At 38.0% G+C, this 17,465-nt stretch carries 13 protein-coding genes and 1 pseudogene; 4 read left to right on the top strand and 10 right to left on the bottom strand.

All coding sequences use genetic code 11. The features are described from left to right. Nucleotides 1–6: 6 nt before the first annotated feature. The 5 genes from H8S01_RS09295 to H8S01_RS09275 are packed head-to-tail and all read right to left on the bottom strand — an operon-like array spanning nucleotide 7 to nucleotide 4,282. A complete protein-coding gene (locus H8S01_RS09295) occupies nucleotides 7–1,569 on the bottom strand; it encodes a cobyric acid synthase (protein WP_186837008.1) in 1,563 nt (520 codons plus the stop codon). Then, on the bottom strand, nucleotides 1,569–2,564 hold the full coding sequence (gene cbiB, locus H8S01_RS09290; protein WP_420323505.1) for an adenosylcobinamide-phosphate synthase CbiB: 996 nt from the start codon (nucleotides 2,562–2,564) through the stop codon (nucleotides 1,569–1,571). The genes H8S01_RS09295 and cbiB overlap by 1 nt, the downstream gene beginning before the upstream one ends. Then, complete coding sequence (locus H8S01_RS09285) at nucleotides 2,521–3,129, bottom strand: histidine phosphatase family protein (protein ID WP_186837006.1); 609 nt, start codon at nucleotides 3,127–3,129, stop codon at nucleotides 2,521–2,523. The genes cbiB and H8S01_RS09285 overlap by 44 nt, the downstream gene beginning before the upstream one ends. Then, complete coding sequence (locus H8S01_RS09280; protein WP_186837005.1) at nucleotides 3,126–3,503, bottom strand: bifunctional adenosylcobinamide kinase/adenosylcobinamide-phosphate guanylyltransferase; 378 nt, start codon at nucleotides 3,501–3,503, stop codon at nucleotides 3,126–3,128. Before H8S01_RS09280 ends, H8S01_RS09285 begins: the two co-directional genes overlap by 4 nt. A gap of 17 nt (nucleotides 3,504–3,520) precedes the next feature. Then, nucleotides 3,521–4,282 (bottom strand): adenosylcobinamide-GDP ribazoletransferase, encoded by a 762-nt coding sequence (locus H8S01_RS09275; protein WP_186837004.1) that lies wholly within the window; start codon nucleotides 4,280–4,282, stop codon nucleotides 3,521–3,523. A gap of 218 nt (nucleotides 4,283–4,500) precedes the next feature. Between H8S01_RS09275 and H8S01_RS09270 the strand changes: the two are divergent. The 3 genes and pseudogenes from H8S01_RS09270 to H8S01_RS09260 form a co-directional block, all read left to right on the top strand. Continuing rightward, nucleotides 4,501–4,809, top strand: a pseudogene (locus tag H8S01_RS09270) (PadR family transcriptional regulator); the annotation flags it as partial. Nucleotides 4,810–4,943: 134 nt separating this feature from the next. Further along, on the top strand, nucleotides 4,944–5,561 hold the full coding sequence (locus H8S01_RS09265) for a DUF1700 domain-containing protein (RefSeq protein ID WP_186837002.1): 618 nt from the start codon (nucleotides 4,944–4,946) through the stop codon (nucleotides 5,559–5,561). Beyond that, nucleotides 5,558–6,439, top strand: a complete 882-nt coding sequence (locus tag H8S01_RS09260) for a DUF4097 family beta strand repeat-containing protein (protein WP_186837001.1) — start codon at nucleotides 5,558–5,560, stop codon at nucleotides 6,437–6,439. Before H8S01_RS09265 ends, H8S01_RS09260 begins: the two co-directional genes overlap by 4 nt. Before the next feature lie 184 nt (nucleotides 6,440–6,623). Here the strand turns inward: H8S01_RS09260 and nifJ are convergent, their stop codons facing one another. The 3 genes from nifJ to H8S01_RS09245 form a co-directional block, all read right to left on the bottom strand. After that, nucleotides 6,624–10,148, bottom strand: a complete 3,525-nt coding sequence (gene nifJ, locus H8S01_RS09255) for a pyruvate:ferredoxin (flavodoxin) oxidoreductase (RefSeq protein WP_021866105.1) — start codon at nucleotides 10,146–10,148, stop codon at nucleotides 6,624–6,626. Nucleotides 10,149–10,323: 175 nt separating this feature from the next. Continuing rightward, nucleotides 10,324–11,520 (bottom strand): FprA family A-type flavoprotein, encoded by a 1,197-nt coding sequence (locus H8S01_RS09250; protein ID WP_021866106.1) that lies wholly within the window; start codon nucleotides 11,518–11,520, stop codon nucleotides 10,324–10,326. 193 nt (nucleotides 11,521–11,713) lie between these two features. Then, nucleotides 11,714–13,453 carry an ammonium transporter gene (locus tag H8S01_RS09245; RefSeq protein WP_186837000.1) on the bottom strand — a complete coding sequence of 580 codons (1,740 nt, stop codon included), beginning with the start codon at nucleotides 13,451–13,453 and terminating at the stop codon, nucleotides 11,714–11,716. A gap of 290 nt (nucleotides 13,454–13,743) precedes the next feature. On the opposite strand from H8S01_RS09245, the gene H8S01_RS09240 reads away from it, so the two are divergent. After that, complete coding sequence (locus tag H8S01_RS09240) at nucleotides 13,744–14,505, top strand: helix-turn-helix domain-containing protein (RefSeq protein WP_186836999.1); 762 nt, start codon at nucleotides 13,744–13,746, stop codon at nucleotides 14,503–14,505. Here H8S01_RS09240 and hemW read toward each other — a convergent pair. Both hemW and lepA read right to left on the bottom strand, forming a co-directional pair. After that, on the bottom strand, nucleotides 14,495–15,661 hold the full coding sequence (gene hemW / locus H8S01_RS09235) for a radical SAM family heme chaperone HemW (RefSeq protein WP_186836998.1): 1,167 nt from the start codon (nucleotides 15,659–15,661) through the stop codon (nucleotides 14,495–14,497). The genes H8S01_RS09240 and hemW overlap by 11 nt on opposite strands. Further along, entirely contained in the window at nucleotides 15,651–17,462 is a 1,812-nt protein-coding gene (lepA, locus tag H8S01_RS09230) for a translation elongation factor 4 (protein WP_186837093.1), read from the bottom strand. The genes hemW and lepA overlap by 11 nt, the downstream gene beginning before the upstream one ends. Nucleotides 17,463–17,465: the final 3 nt, after the last annotated feature.

Here is a 17,465-nt window from a genome sequence, read left to right as displayed (position 1 = left end):
CTCCATTTACAATCCGATTATTTTATAAACCATTTCAATATCCATATTTGTGCGAATCATATCTGCAAGCTTATCATACTCTTTTTCTTTTCTTTTTTTGACACTTATAACATTATCTGCTTCATATGTAATTCCTTTTCTTTCACAAATTGATTTAAGCAGCTTTAAAAGAAACTCTTCATTATCAAAAATCCCATGAATATATGTACCACATACATTTCCATTCACACAGCCATCCTCTTTTCCGTCTGATAAAACAGAAAATGGCCGGCCAGTACTCACAATTCCATAAAATCCGTCATCCTCTGACGAATCAAGAATCGTGCTCTCACCCATATGAATTTCATATCCTGATACTTTAATTCCATTTAGATTTTCCCATATACCTGCAGCATCCCACATCATCCCGTGTTCTGACGCACATATAACCGCCTGTGTTCTGGTCTGGTGTTTCTTTGATGAAAATTCTGTAACAACGGGAAGAAGTCCGATTCCTCTTATATTTCCGCCTGCCTCAGTACCATCTTCATCACTTATATACATTCCAAGCATCTGAAAACCGCCGCATACACCCATAACCGGTATATCTGTCGATGCCGCTTTTAAAATGCAGTTTTCCAGCCCACTCTGTCTTAACCACTTCATATCACCTATTGTATTTTTAGTCCCGGGAATAATAACGAAATCCGGGTTTCCAAAACGTGACACGTCATTTACATACCTGACATGCACACCATTCGATGATTCAAGTGCGTTAAAATCTGTAAAATTAGATATATGCGGAAGTTTTATAACCGCAATATCAACAAGCACTTCCTCTGTGCTATCATAGCTTTCACCATTATCAAGCCTCTCTGAAAGACTGTCCTCATCATCTATATCAAGATACATATATGGAATTACTCCCGCAACTGGAATTCTGCATATATCTGTAAGCTGTACAAGTCCCGGTTCCAATATCTTTTTGTCACCTCTGAACTTATTAATAACAAGACCTTTAATACGCCTTTTCTCTTCTTCTTCAAGAAGCATAATCGTTCCAACAAGCTGTGCAAACACACCGCCACGGTCTATATCACCAACAAGCAGCACCGGTGCATCAACAAGTTTTGCCATGCCCATATTAACAATGTCGTTTTTTTTCAGATTTATCTCGGCAGGGCTGCCCGCACCTTCGATTACAACTACATCATAAGCTTTATCAAGTTTCTCATATGCATTCATAATATCAGGAATAAGTTTTGTCTTATACTTAAAATACTCTGAAGCCGGCATATTTTTTAACGGAATTCCATTTACAATCACCTGCGAGCCTACATCGCTTGTAGGTTTTAAAAGAATCGGATTCATGCTGACATCTGGCTCTGTTCCGGCTGCTTCTGCCTGCATAACCTGTGCACGTCCCATCTCAAACCCATCTTTTGTTATATATGAATTGAGTGCCATATTCTGTGATTTAAACGGAGCCACTCTGTAGCCATCCTGTTTAAGGACTCTTAAAATCCCGGCTGTCACAATGCTTTTCCCCGCATTGGACATTGTCCCCTGTATCATAAGATTTTTTGCCATCAGACACACATCCTTCCCAAAAATATAATAATTCTTACAGCTACAACCATGATAATACATAAAAATGTTGTGACATATAAAAGAATATTTGCTCTTTTTATATCTTCAATCTCTACCGGACGGCTGTCATCACCGATATACGGCTTTTTCACAAGTTTCCCAAAATAATAATTATCACCGGCAAGCCTTACTCCCAATGCACCGGCACAGACTGATTCCGTATGTGCCGAATTCGGGCTTGAATGATTATGTTTGTCACGCCTGTAAATTCTTAATGCATCTTTCATGTTGTATTTTTTATCTTTTGAAAATATCTGCACAACCCCTGTAGCTGCAATCATAATCCATGATGCAAGCCGTGCCGGAATAAAATTGACAACATCATCTGATTTTGCCGCAAATCTTCCAAAATACATATATTTGTCATTTTTATATCCAATCATTGAATCCATTGTATTAACCGCTTTGTACATAAATCCACCTGCTGCTCCGAAAAATACAATGTAAAACAATGGTGCTGCAATTCCGTCAGATGTATTTTCCGCAACTGTCTCAACCGCAGCCTTTGTTATTCCTGTCTCATCAAGTTTTTCTGTATCTCTTCCTACAATCATCGATACTGCATATCTGGCTTTTTCAATATTATTTTCTTTTAGTCTGTAATACACTTTCATGCTTTCATCTTTTAATGATTTTGCTGCAATAAGCTGATAACACATAACCGACTCAGCAATAAGCCCTGCTGTCACATTTATACGATAAAAAATATAAAGACCAGCCGCTGTCACTCCACCTGTTGCCAGCATCACAAGTACCCAGAGAAGCATACCTTTATAATATTTTTTCCGGTTGCTGTCTGTGTCCTTATAAAGCATTTTATCAAGTTTTCCGATAAGCCATCCTATCAGCCTTACCGGATGATAAATACAGTGCGGATCTCCTATAATCAGGTCAAGAATCCAGCCCGCAATAACCGGAATAATGTAATAAATTATTTTCATCAAACTTACACTCCAATATATATCCACTGCCATTTCTGCAGGAATAATCATAATAATCTCCGCCAAAGGCATTGCTCATAACTGACATTATTGTCCCCCCATGCACAACAAACGCAACAGTTTCAATTTTCTTATCTTCGCAATTCATCCTGTATACAAAATCCATACATTTATAAAAACCTTCAACACTCCGCTTCCTGAAACCATAAGGATTCTCACCACCCGGAAATGTATTGCTTCCTCCACTGTCAATCCATTGCTGATACAAAGGCTCGTCCGACAGCTCCATATAATTTTTCCCCTCAAAAATTCCAAAATCACATTCTTTTAGAAGTTCTTCTTTTAAAATATCCTTTTCCGGATAAATGATTTTTGCCGTCTGGACACATCTTTTCATCGTACTTGAAAACACAATGTCTGCCATTGGATACTTTCTACTTTTTATATTTTCATTTAATATTTGCTGCCCTTTGGGGCAAAGATTCTCATCTGTGATTCCAATATATCTTCTGCTGACATTTCCCTCGGTCATTCCGTGTCTGATTAATACTATTTTCATTTTATTCTCATCCCTACACCGCAGGTAATCCTCTCCATTTCATCAGATTTTTGTGCAAGCCTGCATAATACTCTTCCTACAAGTTCCCTGTAATCACGCATATTTTTATCAATCGGGACAATTCCACTCCCAACTTCATCACATATAATGCAGACTGATGGATTAACTTCATATATCCATTCCGCAAAATCGTCCATGCCATCGCCATTCTGAACGCATCTGTAAACATACTCATGAAAATGATTAATTATGTCTGCACTTTTCATATCTTCCTTTGTACATCTGTCTCCCTGCACAATTGTCGGTTTATTTTGAAATTTACCCGAAACATAGTCACATTTTCCTTGCCATGCCCCGCCTACATACAATTTCATAAGCAAAAATCTCCCTTCTAAACAAATGCAAGCACTATCATGCAGCACAATTCACTCATGCACAAAAACCAGCCCGCAAGGTCTCCTGTCACACCGCCAAATATTTTATATGACCATATCCTGTAATAAACAAGCACTGCAGCCTGCACAATAAGGCACAATGCAGCTGCAAAAGCATTAACATAAGTCATAATTGCAATACATATAATATAATTTAAAAGTATCATTATATTCACAACATTTCCGGACACAGACCGCACAACACTGTTAAGCATTCCGCCATTTCTTGCACTTTTAAAATTAACTGCTGCAAATGCACTTGATATTCTTGAAAGATAAAAAACACACCCCATAATAATAAATATATCCGTATTTTTATTTTCAAAAATATATGAAAATGCACCCGCTGCTGCAAGTACATATGTAACAAGCATAATAACAGCAAATGCTCCAATATGTGAATCTTTAAGAATCTCTAATTTTTTCTCACGGTCTCCATATGAATGGACAGCATCCATCGTATCCATATATCCATCAATATGAATTCCACCAGTTATAAGCAGCAAAAAAACACCAGAAACACACATCGATGTAATCGTTCCAATGCAAAACTTTCTTGCAAAAATAAGCCACCCTGAAAAAAGTGCACCAATAACCACTCCGACAAGCGGGAAAAACCCAAACGTATATTTCATATCCTTTTCTTCAAGCCACACATGTGGCACCGGAATTCTCGAATACATTGAAAATGCTAATATTAACGACTTTATTACTGACATATAGTCTCCTGTTCTTTAATCACAAATTTTTACTTTATATTTAATGATTTCAAAAATATTATCACAATAAATTAATTTTACAGTACAAATACGATTTCTTCAACTGTGTTGTAAAAAGAATATTGACATATTAAACCATATATTATAATATAATTCCAACAATACTATACAACATATAATATTGTTGAAATTTTTATATGAAAGGAGTTTTGATATCTATGGTATTTCAGATTGGTTCTGCACTACTTGATGCCTGTGTTTTATCAGCTTTGGAAGAAGAACCACTGTACGGATATGCACTCACGCAGAAAGTAAAATCTGTTGTCGATATTTCAGAATCCACGCTGTACCCGGTTCTTAGAAGACTAACTAAAGACGGGCTTCTTTCAACCTACGACCAGCCATTCAACGGACGCAACCGACGGTATTATGTGCTGACTGATTACGGAAAATCGCAGCTTATTTTTTTGCGTAACGAATGGATTTCCTATAAAGAAAGACTCGATGGAATTCTTATAAACAAGGAGGCTAAAATCAAGGCATGCCCGCATGCCATGTCCTCGTCAATGGACTCGGATTTTGCTTCGCAAAACAAGGAGGCTAAAATCCTCTCCTCGTCAATGGACTCGGATTTTGCTTCGCAAAACAAGGAGGATTTGGGATGAACAAGGAAGAATATCTTACCAGACTGCAATATTGTATATCGCAGCTTCCACCTGTCGAAGCACAGAATACAATGCAATATTACAGGGAATATTTTGATGATGCAGGAGAAGAAAACTTTGCATCTGTTATGGCAGAGCTGGGAACACCCGAACAGCTGGCAGCCAAGATATGCAGCAGCTATGGAATTAATTATCAGCAGCCTGTCAATGAAAATAACACATCAAAAGCTGTCATTATAGCAATTATTGCTGTGCTTACATGCCCGATATGGTTCACAGCCGGAATTGTTATATTATCACTTATTTTTTCGCTTTTCATGGTTATTTTGAGCCTTATATTTTCTGCAGGAGTTGTAGGAATATGCCTTATATTTGCAGGTCTGCTTGTTTTTGCAGCTGGCTTTCCTACGCTTTTTACACATGTTCCAACCGGGACAATGCTTATCGGAGCCGGACTTGTATTGTGTGCTGTGGGAATTTTATTTTCTTTGCTTCTTATATGGATGATACTCGGAACAAAGAATCTTATTTCATTTATAATCAAAAAAATCAAAAAATTTATTGAAAAAAGGAAAACACGTAAAGCTTATTCCGGAAAGGCAGGTATCCAATGAAAAAATTCACAAAAATCGCATGTATAACAGCAGGCATAATGTTTGCTATAGGTGCCATCCTTGCCATATCCGGGATTCTTGCCGGTGCCAAAAGTGGCATATTTATCGACTGGACATCTCACGGAATCAGAATTGTGCCGCAAAAAGATACCTATACTTATGAAGCATATGATATAACAGATATCAATGCAATAGATATCAATGTTTCAAACGCAGCTATCAAATTTGTGCCTTCAGAAAACGATAAATGGGGCATTGTTACAACATACAATTATTATAAAAATACACCTGAAATAAATACATCAAATGGTAAAATCTCAGTAACGCAGGCAGCTCATTCAGGCTGGGAAATGGTCGGCATCATTAATCTGTTATTCAAATCACTTGATAATTCAATAACTATTTATGTGCCTGCCGGTTCCCCACTTATCAGTTCAATTAAAATAAACACTGATAACAGTGCCATAAAGTCAGACTGTGCATTAAATACTGAATTTTTAAATATTGAAACAAGTAACGGTGCTATTAAATTAAATAATCTTTCCGTTTCAAAACAGACTCAGATAAAGACTTCAAATGGTCTTATCAGTCTTAATGGAAATTTCAGCGGAGATTCAAATCTAAAAACCTCCAATGGAAAAATAGAAGTTGCCGGTCTTATAAAGGACTCATTCACAGCAAAAACTTCAAATGGTTCTGTTGACATAGATGTAAACCGTCCTGAATCAGAGTATTCAATATACGGAAAAACGAGCAACGGTTCTGTCAAAGTAAATGGTGAGAACCATTCAACCGATTACTCATCTTATTCATCAACTTCAAACACTATCAATGCCCGGACAAGCAATGGTGCCATAAACCTTGACTTTGCACGATAAAGCTATTTATCGTGGCAGGCATCCGATTATCATGCGGACGCAGACTCAATTTTGTTGCCTGCATAAATATAAGTTCCTTTACATTCTATAAATGGAATATTAAATTTATTCTATTCTAAAAGAACCCCATTGGCTTACGCCTATGGGGTTCTTAAAAATCAACAACTCTTCAATTGTTTATAAATTAGTCTTCTGCTCTCTTAACAAGTGCTTCATACTTAGCCTTTGCATTTGCTTCAGCTTCACCAAAGAGCTTAGCTGCCCTTTCTGGATTCTGCTTCTTCAAGTTGATGTAACGGCTCTCACCCATGATGAATTCCTGATATTCCTTAGTAGGTGCCTTGCTATCAAGAGTAAATGGATTCTTTCCTTCAAGTGCTTTTCTAGGATCGAATCTGAACAGATGCCAGTAACCTGACTGTACTGCAAGTTTCTCTTCTTCCATAGCTTTAGACATACCCTTGCGGATACCATGGTTGATACATGGAGCATAACCAATTACAAGTGATGGACCATTGTAGCTTTCAGCTTCCTGAATAGCCTTTACACACTGGTTCATATCAGCACCCATAGCAACCTGTGCTACATAGATGTATCCATAGCTCATAGCAATTGCTGCAAGGTCTTTCTTCTTAACATCCTTACCTGCTGCTGCGAACTGAGCGATTGCACCAAGGTTAGTAGACTTAGAAGCCTGTCCGCCTGTGTTAGAATAAACTTCTGTATCGAAGACGAATACATTGACATCCTTATTTGCTGCAAGAACATGATCAAGTCCGCCGTAACCGATATCATAAGCCCATCCGTCACCACCGAATATCCACTGTGACTTCTTTGAAAGGAATTCTTTTTCTTTAAGAATTTCCTGAGCCTTGTCGCATCCACAAGCTTCAAGTGCTGCAACGAGTTTATCTGTAGCCTTTGCATTAGCTTCGCCATCTTCATATGTAGCATAGTACTCATCGATAGCTGCCTTAACATCAGCATTATCTGTTGAAGCAAGGATTTCATCGAGCTTATTCTTTAATGCTGCTCTGTTAGCATCCTGAGCAAGTTTCATACCAAAACCAAACTCAGCATTATCTTCAAATAATGAGTTGCCCCAAGCAGGTCCCTTACCAGCCTTATTTACTGTATATGGAGTTGATGGAGATGAACCGGCCCAGATTGATGAACAACCTGTTGCATTGGCAATAAGCATTCTGTCACCACAAATCTGTGTAATGAGTTTAGCATAAGGTGTCTCACCACATCCTGCACAAGCACCTGAGAACTCAAGTAATGGCTGAACGAACTGTGAACCCTTAACTGTACCCTTCTTGAACTTCTCAAGAACTTCTGGCTTGTCTGAAACAGTAAGTCCATATTCAAAGAACTTCTGCTCATCCATCTGAGTTTCAAGTGAAGCCATCTTTAATACATCATTTCTGTTATTACCAGGACAAACATTTGTACATGAACCACAACCTGTACAGTCAAGTACAGATACAGTCATTGTAAAGTAGTATCCAGGCATACCAGTCATAGGTGTAACCTTCATGCCTGCAGGTGCATTGTTCTTTTCTTCCTCATTCATTACAACTGGTCTGATTACTGCATGAGGACATACATATGCACACTGGTTACACTGAAGACATCCTTCTGAATTCCAACATGGAACATCTACTGCAACACCACGCTTTTCATAAGCTGCTGTTCCCTGTGGAAATGTACCATCAATAACATTCTTAAATGTAGAAACCGGAAGTTTATCACCCTGGCAGGCATTGATTGGCTTCTGAATGTTATTTACGAAATCAAGAACTTCAGGTTTACCTGAAACTGCCTGTTCGCCAAGGACCTCGTCCTTGCAGTCTTTCCATTCTGCCGGAACTGGTACTTCAACAACTTCATTGGCACCTCTTTCAATTGCCTGATAGTTCATCTGAACAACATCATCACCCTTCTTAGCATATGAAGCAAGAGCTTTCTCTTTCATATACTGGATAGCTTCATCCTCAGGAATGATATTGGCAAGTTTGAAGAATGCTGACTGAAGTACAGTATTGATACGTCCGCCAAGACCAATTTCCTTACCAAGCTTAATACCATCAATGATATAGAACTTAACATTATGTTCAGCCATATATCTCTTAGCCTGTCCAGGAATATGATTTCCGACTTCTTCCGGAGACCATTCACAGTTAAGAAGGAATGTACCGCCATCCTTAACATCCTGAACCATGTCATATTTATTCATGTATGCAGGACAGTGACATGCAACAAAATCAGCCTTATCAATAAGGTATGTAGACTTAATAGGAGTCTTACCAAAACGAAGGTGAGATGTTGTAACACCACCTGACTTCTTTGAATCATAATCAAAATATGCCTGAGCATACATAGGAGTATGATCACCGATAATCTTAATAGAGTTCTTGTTAGCACCTACAGTACCATCAGCACCAAGACCCCAGAACTTACATGAAGTTGTTCCGGCAGGAGCTGTGTTAGCTGTCTCTATACGAGGAAGTGATGTATTAGTAACATCATCTACGATACCAACTGTAAATCCAGCCTTATCCTCATTTGCAAAAATAGCAAAGATATCAGCAGGAGTTGTATTCTTAGAACCAAGACCATAACGACCATTAAGGACTTTAACGCTCTCGAATTCTGTTCCCTTTAATGCAGCAACCACATCAAGGTAAAGTGGCTCACCGATTGAACCAGGCTCCTTTGTTCTGTCAATTACGCTGATTGTCTTAACTGACTTAGGCATAACTGCAAGGAGATGCTTAGCTGAAAATGGTCTGTAAAGATGTACTTTAATAGCACCGACTTTTTCGCCCTTAGCAAGCATATAATCAATTGTCTCATCGATAGTTTCGCATACAGAACCCATAGCAATGATAACTTTTTCTGCATCTGGAGCACCAACATAGTTAAATGGCTTATAATCTGTGCCAATCTTAGCATTAACCATGTTCATGTACTTTTCAACCAAATCAGGTATTGCATCGTAATATGGATTACAAGCTTCTCTTACCTGGAAGAAAATATCAGGGTTCTGAGCTGAACCATGAAGAACAGGATGCTCTGGATTAAGTGCTCTCTTCTTAAATGCAGCAACTGCATCCATATCGCACATTTCCTTTAAGTCTTCATAATCCCATACTTCAACTTTCTGAATTTCATGAGATGTACGGAAGCCATCAAAGAAATGAAGGAATGGTACACGGCCTTCAATTGCAGCAAGATGAGCAACTGCTCCTAAGTCCATAACTTCCTGTACACTGTTGCTACATAACATAGCAAAACCAGTCTGACGACAGGCATAAATATCCTGATGATCACCGAAAATTGATAATGCGTGTGATGCTAATGCTCTTGCAGAAACATCAATAACACCAGGTAATAACTCGCCGGCAACCTTATACATGTTAGGAATCATAAGAAGAAGACCCTGTGATGCTGTATAAGTTGTTGTAAGTGCACCTGCAGCAAGTGAACCGTGGAAAGCACCTGAAGCACCGCCCTCTGATTCAAGTTCTACAAGTTTAACTGTGTTGCCAAAAATGTTTTTTCTTCCCTGTGTGGCCCACTGATCTGTATAATCAGCCATAGGTGAAGAAGGTGTAATAGGATAGATTGTAGCTACTTCTGTAAACGCATAAGATACGTGTGCAGCAGCTGTATTACCATCCATGGTTTTCATTTTTCTTGCCATAAATTTATACCTCACTTCGTATAAAGAATTTGGTGGAGTGCATACCACTCCGATATTTATTATTTTAGTATCAATTAACTAAAAAGTAAAGGCATTATTCCAAATTATCAATTAAAATACATAATTCAGTAATAATGCCTTGTTAAAATATTAGCAATTTATATAAAATTTAAAATTAATTCAGCAGCCATTTTGCCAAATCTGATAATTCAGACTCATTTTTTGCATTCAATCTTGTCTTAATTGTTACTTTTGTCTCACAAACATTCATATTTTTAAATGATGCAAGTGCATCAGTCATAAGTTTGCCTGCAACCGGTCCCCATGAACCATTTTCGATTACGGCTGCCTTTCTGTTCTGATAATTTTTCATTTTAAGATGATAAATGAAATCTTCCATGCAAGGCATCAGACCGCCGTCATAAGTAACTCCTGCCAGTACAAGTTTATCAAACCTGAAGCTGTCTGCAACTGCTTTTGCACAATCATCTCTTGATAAATCGTATACAACAACCGGTTCATCAGATAATTTTTTCAAATCATCTCCAAGTTTTAATGCTGCTTTTCGTGTATTACCATGAAGTGTCGAATAAGCTATCACAGTGCCTTTTTCTTCAGGCTGGTATGATGACCATCTCATATATTTATCAATGTAAAAATCAAAATCCTTGTCAATCACAGGTCCGTGAAGAGGTGCTATCACACTTATATCAAGTGCAGATGCTTTCTTTAAAAGCCCCTGGACTGAAGGACCATACTTTCCAACGATATTAATAAAATATCTTCTTGCTTCATCTGCCCAGCTCTGTGGCATATTTTCAAGTTCTGATGTTTTAAGCCTGTCTCCCAATGCACCAAATGTTCCAAAACCATCTGCCGAAAAAAGCACTTTTTCTGTACTTTCATATTCCACCATAACTTCAGGCCAGTGAACCATTGGAGCCATCACAAATGTAAGAACATGCTTTCCAAGTGCAAGTGTTGTTCCTTCTGCCGCAACAAATCTTTTATCTTCCGGTACATCAATGTCAATAAACTGCGGAAGCATTGCAAATGTTTTTGCATTCGCAACGACAATTGTATCCGGGTATTTTTTTAAGAATCGCTCAATATTTCCTGAATGATCAGGTTCAAGATGTGACACTACAAGATAATCCGGTGCCTTTCCCTCAAATGCTTCTTCAAGATTATCAAACCACTGGTCTGTCGCTCTTTCATCCACTGTATCCATAACAGCAATTTTACTGTCTTTAATGACATATGAGTTATAAGTAACACCATTGCTTACAGGATACTGATTTTCAAATAAATCTATTGTTCTATCATCTGCTCCAACATATAAAATACTGTCGGAAATACGTTTTAATGCCATATTGGATTTAACCTCCTTATTTTTTGTTTATTCTATCACACATTTTTATAATAGTTCAAGAACATAATGTGTTTACAGGCATAATTTCCCATCATACATAACCAAAGACCGGCCACAGATAAACTGAAGCCGGTCTTTGTGTATTATGGGTTATATATTCTATATTGCCGGAGTAACGCAATATAGCAGCTAATTAATCGTCCGCACCCTGTAATGCATCATATCCCGATTCACCGGTACGTACCTTGACAACATCTTCGACATCATATACGAATATCTTGCCATCACCAATATGTCCTGTATAAAGTGCCTGTCTGGCTGCATTAATAACATCCATCGTAGGAACTTTTGATATAACCATCTCAACCTGAATCTTAGGGAGAAGCTGCATTTCAACAGGAACACCACGATAATATTCAGGAGCACCTTTCTGTGTACCACATCCAAGAACCTGTGTAACTGTCATACCTGTTACACCGATTTCGTTCATTGCTTTCTTTAACTTCTCGAATCTTTCCTGCTTCATAAGTATCTCAACTTTTGTAATCTTCTTTCCGTCAGGAACATCAAGAGATTTAACTACTGCCGGAACTGAATCTTCCATCTTCTCAGAACCAATTACATCATAATCGCTGTCAGATGTAAGCTCAGATGTAGAAATTTCAAAACCTGCATATGCACTAGCAAGACCATGCTCAGCCTGGTCAAGACCGGCAATTTCAATTTCAGGTTCAACCCTTAAACCAACTGTGTGCTTTAAGATTGTAAATGTAATAGTCATCATTACACCAACCCATGCAAGAACGCAGATAATACCAAGTGCCTGAATTCCAAGCTGTGTGAATCCACCGCCATAGAAAAGACCTTTTCCTACACCATTCTGGCCTGTTGAGAAAAGTCCTACACAAAATGTACCTAAAAGACCATTAACACCATGAACACCTACAGCACCTACCGGGTCATCAACCTTTAATACTTTATCAATAAATTCAATGCCAACAACAACTGCAATACCAGCAATGATACCTTCAATTGCTGCACCATACATATCGATACAGTCTGTACTTGCTGTTACCATAACAAGTCCTGCAAGTGTACCGTTAAGTGACATAGAAACATCAGGTTTCTTATATTTAATCCATGTAAACATCATAGCAACGATTGTAGCAACTGCTGCACAAAGGTTTGTTGTTGAGAAAACCGAACCTGCAAGAGCACCCATTGTAATCTCTCCTACACCACCTGCTGCAACTGTAGTTCCTTCCATTGCAACTGTCGAACCACCATTAAAACCAAACCAGCAGAACCAGAGAATAAATACACCAAGCGCTGCCATTGTAAGGTTATGACCCGGAATAGCTCTTGGCTTTCCGTTCTTATCATATTTACCGATACGAGGTCCGAGAACAATCGCACCGACAAGTGCTGCACATCCGCCTACCATATGTACTGCACATGAACCGGCAAAATCATGGAAGCCCATATCAGCTAACCAGCCGCCGCCCCATATCCAGTGACCTGATACAGGATAAACAATAAGTGAAATTATTGCACTGTAAATGCAGTAAGCCCTAAAATCTGTTCTCTCAGCCATAGCACCTGAAACAATAGTTGCTGCTGTTGCACAGAATACTGTCTGGAAAATAAAGAATGCGTAAAAAGGAACGCCGTCAGGAGTTACTGCTGAATAATCTCCTCTTGTAAATAAATCAATTCCGCCAACCAGTGAACCTGTACCAAACATAATACCAAATCCGACAAACCAGTAGATTGGTGTTCCTATACAAAAGTCCATAAGGTTCTTCATAATAATGTTACCTGCATTTTTTGCTCTTGTAAGACCAGATTCCAATATTGCGAAACCAGCCTGCATAAAAAATACTAACGCAGCCGCTATAAGCACCCACGCGGTATTAACCGGTGAAAATTCCATAATTTTTTCCTCCCTTAAATTCATATTCTTATTCTGCCTTTAAAGAGTGGATCCTGTTCTCCCGCGAGGCTTATCAAACGAAAAGAAAAAAGGCGTGTAACCACATCTGATTGGTTACACGCCTTTGTGTATCGCTTCGTTTAATTTAACTTTATTATACATATGTAATTTTTTATTTATTGAAAAAATCGGACATGTTTATTGACTTTTTTTATTTTTTGTTTATTATTATTTAATAAAGCATAGTAAATACCTCTTTTAACAAGGAATTATAAAGGATTATAGAGCACATGACATTCACGCAAAACAGGCTTATTCAGCCATTTATCGAGTTGGATTTTGGCAGCTGTGAAATACCTGAACAGCTTTGCCCTTCATACATGAAAATTTATGATGACATGAACTTTTCAACAAACCCAGAAAATCATACATATATAAAAATAATACCATCATCATATACTGTTTTCATAATTTTATATAATAAAAAAGGCAACTATAATCTTTCAATCATAGACAGATGCCGGAACATAACCGAAATACCTGCTGATACGGTTGAAGATATCAGCGGATGTTTTATATCTGTTATGGATGATAATGCTTTTTATATACCATCTTATAATGATTCACAGCCTGACGATTTCGTGCAGAAACTTCTGACAACCGGAAATTATGATAAACGGGTTGAATATTTTAACTCTTTTCTTAGAAACAGTTTCCAGATTACACATTGTCCTGTTGAAATTGAAAATATGCGTTCAATGATAATCCATTCAAAAGGCGACATTTCAGTCTCACTGCTTGCAGAACAGACAGGATTTTCATGCCGCCATATCAACAGAATATTTACATCTTATTACGGATTCGGACCGAAAGATTATTGCAGATATGTGCGTTTTCAATACGCACTTGATGAAATCTTTAAAAATCCTTTCCGCCAGAATTCTGAATTTATACAGAACAGTTCTTATTCAGACCAGGCACATTTCCAGCGTGAATTCAAACAATTCACAGGAATTACACCGAAGCAGTTTATTAACAGTTTTACAGCATAAAATCAGCCATAACAGTATTACTTATGTCAATTCCATACGGTGTAAGACAATACCATGATTCACCGCTGTCATCCCTGTACTTGCAAAGAAGATTATTTTTAATATTTTCTTCCAAAGGTTCTGCATATACATCATTAATATTTTTATTGAACAATTTAAGAAATCTCCGGCTGCTCACACCTTTCATCATACGCAGCCCCAGAAACATAAACTCTTCCATACAGTCATTTACTGTAAGAATTTCCGTGTCCTCATACAAATCCGACTTTCCCGCATTTCCGATATATTTATTCATATCTGAAATATTTTTCATGCGGACATTTTCAAAAAGCGATGATGCACCAAGCCCGAATCCAAGATAATCTTTTCTTTCCCAGTATCCGACATTGTGCCTGCATTCAAATCCTTTTTTTGAATAATTCGATATCTCATATCTGTCAAATCCGGCTTTTTTAAGAATTCTGTCAGTTTCATAGTACATTTCCCGTTCATCGTCCTCCGACGGAAGCGGCAGGAACTTTTCGGGATGCTCATAAACCGGCGTTCCCTCCTCAACAATAAGGCTGTATGCCGATATATGCTCAGGTTTATATTCAATAATTTTTTTAAGGCCGTTCACATAATCCGTAACGCTCTGTCCCGGAAGTGCCGACATTACATCAATGTTAATATTTTTAAAGCCTGCATTTCTTGCCGCAGAAAATCCCTCTTCAAATTCTTTAAATGTATGAATTCTTCCTATCTGTTTTAATAGGTCATCCTGAACCGACTGCAGTCCGATACTGCATCTGTTAAATCCGCTTTCTGCATAAACACGCATTTTTTCGTCATCTATAGTCCCCGGATTACACTCTATTGAAATTTCAGGATTTTCGTCAAATACAAATTCACTTTTTAATGTTTTAAGTATCCCCGCAATAAGCTGTGGACTTACATAAGACGGTGTTCCGCCTCCAAAAAATACTGTATCTACAATATAATCATCAAGCCTTGCACCATACTTTGAAACGCAATATTTTATATCAGATTCAAGTGATGACATATACTTTTCCTGCACTTCTTTTGTCGCCGGGAATGATAAAAAATCACAATATGCACATTTTTTAACACAAAAGGGGATATGTATATATATCCCCAGTCTCTGCCTATTCTTCATCTAATTTTAATACGCTCATGAACGCCTTCTGAGGAATCTCAACATTTCCTATCTGACGCATACGCTTCTTTCCTTCCTTCTGTTTTTCAAGAAGTTTCTTTTTACGCGAAATATCACCGCCATAACATTTTGCAAGAACATCTTTTCTTAATGCCTTTACTGTCTCTCTGGCAATTACCCTGCTTCCGATTGCTGCCTGAATAGGAATCTCAAACTGCTGTCTGGGAATCTCTCCTTTGAGTTTTTCACACATCTTACGGCCACGTTCCTCGGCACTTCCCGCAAATACAATAAATGAAAGTGCATCGACTTCTTCTTTGTTAATAAGAATATCAAGTTTGCAAAGATTAGATTTTTCATAACCTTTCATCTCATAATCAAATGAAGCATATCCTCTCGAACGTGATTTTAAAGCATCAAAGAAATCATAAATTATCTCATTAAGCGGAAGGTCATATTTTAACAACGCTCTTGTCTGTTCAATATATTCCATTCCGTTATACACGCCTCGCCTTTCCTGACAAAGTTTCATGATAGAACCGACAAATTCAGTAGTAACCATAATCTCTGCACTTACCATAGGTTCTTCCATATAGTCAATCTCTGACGGGTCAGGCATGTTTGACGGATTTGTAAGGTCAATAACTTCACCATTAGTCTTATGAACTTTGTAAATAACGCCCGGTGCCGTTGTTACAAGGTCAAGATTGTATTCTCTTTCAAGTCTCTCCTGAATAATTTCAAGATGAAGAAGTCCTAAGAACCCACATCTGAAACCGAATCCAAGAGCTATTGATGTCTCAGGTTCAAACTGAAGCGACGCATCATTTAACTGTAATTTTTCAAGTGCATCTCTCAAGTCCTGATACTTTGCACCATCAGCCGGATAAAGTCCACAATAAACCATAGGATTAACTTTCTTGTAACCTGGAAGTGGTTCGCTGCATGGTCTTTCATCATCTGTTATAGTATCACCAACGCGTGTATCAGATACATTTTTAATGCTTGCTGTTATATATCCAACCATTCCGGCCGAAAGTTCATCACAAGGTATAAACTGTCCTGCACCGAAATATCCAACTTCAACGACTTCCTCTACAGCACCTGTTGCCATCATTCTTATCTTTGTACCTTTTTTAACAGTACCCTCTTTTATACGGCAGAATACAATAACGCCTTTGTAAGCATCATAAATCGAGTCAAATATAAGTGCTGCAAGCGGAGCTTTCGCATCACCTTTTGGTGCCGGAATTTTCTTTACAATCTGTTCAAGAACGGCTTCAATGTTGATACCATTCTTTGCTGAAATCTGTGGTGCATCCTGTGCTTCAATTCCTATAACATCCTCAATTTCATCAATTACACGCTGTGGTTCTGCACTCGGAAGGTCAATTTTATTAATAACAGGAAATACATCAAGGTCATGGTCAAGTGCAAGATATACATTTGCAAGTGTCTGTGCTTCTATTCCCTGTGCGGCATCTACAACGAGTATAGCACCGTCACACGCTGCAAGTGCTCTTGAAACTTCATAATTAAAATCAACATGGCCCGGAGTATCAATAAGATTAAAAATATACTCCTGTCCATCCTCTGCTTTATATACAGTTCTTACAGTCTGGGCCTTGATTGTAATTCCTCTTTCTCTTTCAAGATCCATATTATCAAGCACCTGTTCCTGCATTTCCCTGCTTGTAAGGAGACCTGTCTTTTCAATTATTCTGTCAGCAAGTGTTGATTTGCCATGATCAATATGTGCTATTATACAAAAATTTCTGATATTTTCCTGATTCAAAGTTATCCT

This window comes from Lachnospira hominis (ex Liu et al. 2021) (assembly GCF_014287955.1).
GTDB classification, from domain to species: domain Bacteria; phylum Bacillota; class Clostridia; order Lachnospirales; family Lachnospiraceae; genus Lachnospira; species Lachnospira hominis.
Note: the sequence above shows the minus strand (reverse complement) of the source record. Positions and strands in the feature narration are given on the sequence as shown.

Excerpts from the sequence above, each read along its gene's own strand:
- H8S01_RS09275 (WP_186837004.1), bottom strand. The coding sequence starts at position 4,282 with ATGTCAGTAATAAAGTCGTTAATATTAGCATTTTCAATGTATTCGAGA.
- H8S01_RS09265 (WP_186837002.1), top strand. The coding sequence starts at position 4,944 with ATGAACAAGGAAGAATATCTTACCAGACTGCAATATTGTATATCGCAG.
- H8S01_RS09245 (WP_186837000.1), bottom strand. The coding sequence starts at position 13,453 with ATGGAATTTTCACCGGTTAATACCGCGTGGGTGCTTATAGCGGCTGCG.
- H8S01_RS09285 (WP_186837006.1), bottom strand. The coding sequence starts at position 3,129 with ATGAAAATAGTATTAATCAGACACGGAATGACCGAGGGAAATGTCAGC.
- nifJ (WP_021866105.1), bottom strand. The coding sequence starts at position 10,148 with ATGGCAAGAAAAATGAAAACCATGGATGGTAATACAGCTGCTGCACAC.
- H8S01_RS09280 (WP_186837005.1), bottom strand. The coding sequence starts at position 3,503 with ATGAAATTGTATGTAGGCGGGGCATGGCAAGGAAAATGTGACTATGTT.
- hemW (WP_186836998.1), bottom strand. The coding sequence starts at position 15,661 with ATGAAGAATAGGCAGAGACTGGGGATATATATACATATCCCCTTTTGT.
- H8S01_RS09260 (WP_186837001.1), top strand. The coding sequence starts at position 5,558 with ATGAAAAAATTCACAAAAATCGCATGTATAACAGCAGGCATAATGTTT.
- H8S01_RS09295 (WP_186837008.1), bottom strand. The coding sequence starts at position 1,569 with ATGGCAAAAAATCTTATGATACAGGGGACAATGTCCAATGCGGGGAAA.
- H8S01_RS09250 (WP_021866106.1), bottom strand. The coding sequence starts at position 11,520 with ATGGCATTAAAACGTATTTCCGACAGTATTTTATATGTTGGAGCAGAT.
- H8S01_RS09240 (WP_186836999.1), top strand. The coding sequence starts at position 13,744 with ATGACATTCACGCAAAACAGGCTTATTCAGCCATTTATCGAGTTGGAT.